General features: G+C 72.2%; 3 protein-coding genes. 2 read left to right on the forward strand and 1 reads right to left on the reverse strand.

The window, feature by feature from the left end:
• Nucleotides 1-747, reverse strand: a 747-nt coding sequence (locus GH736_RS21170) for a Gfo/Idh/MocA family protein (RefSeq protein ID WP_159606829.1), incomplete at its 3' end; no start/stop codon positions are given.
• Between the two features lie 207 nt (nt 748-954).
• Between GH736_RS21170 and GH736_RS21175 the strand changes: the two genes are divergently transcribed.
• Both GH736_RS21175 and GH736_RS21180 read left to right on the forward strand, forming a co-directional pair.
• Nucleotides 955-2,004 (forward strand): LacI family DNA-binding transcriptional regulator, encoded by a 1,050-nt coding sequence (locus GH736_RS21175; protein WP_159606831.1) that lies wholly within the window; start codon nt 955-957, stop codon nt 2,002-2,004.
• A gap of 185 nt (nt 2,005-2,189) precedes the next feature.
• The gene (locus tag GH736_RS21180) at nt 2,190-2,393 is read left to right on the forward strand and encodes a hypothetical protein (protein ID WP_159606833.1); all 204 of its coding nucleotides are present in this window, start codon (nt 2,190-2,192) and stop codon (nt 2,391-2,393) included.
• Nucleotides 2,394-2,457: the final 64 nt, after the last annotated feature.

A 2,457-nucleotide genomic window follows, 5' to 3' on the forward strand; every position in this document is an offset into this window, starting at 1 on the left:
GGACAGCCGCAGCAGCAGCGCCACGATGATCCAGTTCGCGACGAGCGACGAGCCGGCCGCCGCGTTCTCGGCGCCGTAGAACCGCAGCCCGCCGCTCGCGAAGACGCGCACCGGCGTCGCCGCGATCCACCAGTTCACGAGATCGAAGTGGTGCGACGCCTTGTGGATGAACAGGCCGCCCGAGTTGGCCTTCTGGCGGTGCCAGCGTCGGAAGTAGTCGGCGCCGTGTACCGTGTCGAGCGCCCACTCGAAGTGCACCGACGTCACCGCGCCGATGTCGCCGGCGGCGATGACCTGCCGGAGCGTCGAGTTGCGCGGGCTGTAGCGGTAGTTGAACGTGGTGATGACCTCGCGCCCGGTCTCGGCGATCGCGGCACCGATGCGGCGCACGCTCTCGGCGTCGATGGTGAGCGGCTTCTCGACGACGACGTCGGCGCCCGAGCGGAGGGCGCGCACGACGTAGTCGGCGTGGGTGAAGTCGGGCGTCGTGACGATGACCCGGTCGAGCCGCTCGTCGCGGATCATCCGCTCGAGGTCCTCGACGGAATACCGAGCAGGCACCGGATGCCCCGCCGCCACGACCTGGCGCTCGTACACGTCGAGGCGGCCCGGGTTCACGTCGCTCCAGGCCACGAGCTCGGCGACCTCGGGCACGCGTTCGGCTCCGAGCTGGGTGCCGGTGAGGGCACCGATGTACATCCCTGCCCGGCTGCCCGTGCCGATGAGTCCGTACCGCTCCTGCGCCATCGCTGCTCCACTCGGGTCGTCGGGAGAGAAAGCGCTTCCCCCAAGGCATCCCACCACTGGGGAATCGCCGCCGGATGAGCTGGGAAAGCGCTATCTCGAATTGCTACCATTTCTATCAGCACACGCACTCACGGCCAAACGTGCCCGGTCGACGATGAGGGGGCGGGGTAGAGTCGCCCCGAGGGGCGGCAGACTGCAGGAGGACCGATGACCGACGGCGGCATCCAGACCAGCCGGAACGCACCGGCGACGCTGCACGACGTGGCGCGCGAGGCGGGCGTCTCGCTCGCGACCGCATCCCGATCGCTGAACGGCAGCACCCGCAAGGTCAACGAGGAGTACCGGCAGCGGGTGCTCGAGGCCGCCGCCCGGCTCGACTACTCCCCCAACCTGTCGGCGCAGGCGGTCGCGCGCGGCACCACGACGACCGTGGCGCTGCTCGTCGCCGACATCGCCGACCCGTACTTCTCCTCGATCGCGGCCGGCGTGGTGGCCGAGGCCGACACGGAGAGGCTCATCGTGACGATGGCGGCGACCGAACGCGACCCCGATCGCGAGCTCGAACTCGTGCGCACGCTGCGCGGCCAGCGTCCCCGGGTGATGATCCTCGCCGGCTCGCGGCCGACCACCGACCCCACCGACGGCGCGCTGGGCGAGGAGCTCGCCGCCTACGAGCGCGCGGGCGGGCGGGTGGTGCTCATCAGCCGCAACGAGTACGACTTCCGCACGGTGCTGCTCGACAACCGCGTCGGTGCCGCTGCGCTCGCGCGAGAACTCGTCGGGCTCGGCTATCGCCGGTTCGCCGTGGTCACCGCCCGTGAGGGGCTGCGAACGGCCGCCGACCGCCTCGCCGGGTTCCGCGATGGACTCGCCGAGGCGGGCATCGACCTCGCCGACGACGACGTCATCCGTGCGGACTTCACCCGCGACGGCGGCTATGACGGCACCACCACCCTCATCGAACGCGGACTCCACGGCGTCGAGGCGATCTTCGCCGCGAACGACGTGATGGCGGTCGGTGCGCTGTCGGCCGTGCGCGACGCGGGCCTCACCCCCGGCGTCGACCTCGCCGTCGCGGGCTTCGACGACGTGCCCACCGTGCGCGACGTCACTCCGCCGCTCACCACCGTGCGCGTGCCGCTCGAGGAGATCGGCCGCCGCGCGCTGCGCCTGGCCCTCGGCGACGAGGACCTGGCGGCCGAGGGCGCCGTCGCCACGGAGGTCGTGCTGCGCGAGTCGACGCCGCGCCGGGCCTGACGCACCTCGTGGCGTCGCCGGGGTGACGAACCCGACGGGCGCCGCGCCGCGCCGCGGCATCCAACGTTTCACGACGGGTCCGAGGGGTGACGAGGCGGATGCCCCGCGTCAAGACCCCTGCGGAGCAGTCCTCCATCGTGGGAGAATACTGCCCTGCCAAAGACGGTCCCATCGTGAGGTGCACCATGAACCCCTTCCTCGCCGCGCTCCAGATCCTCGCGCTGCTCATCGGAAGCGTCGCCTGCCTGGTGGCGCTCGCCGCCGTGTCGGAGTCGCCGCTCCTGCGGCGCCGACGGCAGGAGGAGCAGCCCACGGCCGACGAGAAGGCCGAGCAGCCGGCGGACGACGCCAAGCTCGCCTCGGGGCCGCGCGTGCGCAGCGCCGGCTGACGCCCCACGCGGGGCCGCCGAGCGCCGCAGACAGGCTGCGAACCCACCGACCCGCGCACCGGCA

Origin of the sequence: Agromyces humi, assembly GCF_009720255.1 — a bacterium.
Lineage (GTDB): Bacteria > Actinomycetota > Actinomycetes > Actinomycetales > Microbacteriaceae > Agromyces > Agromyces humi.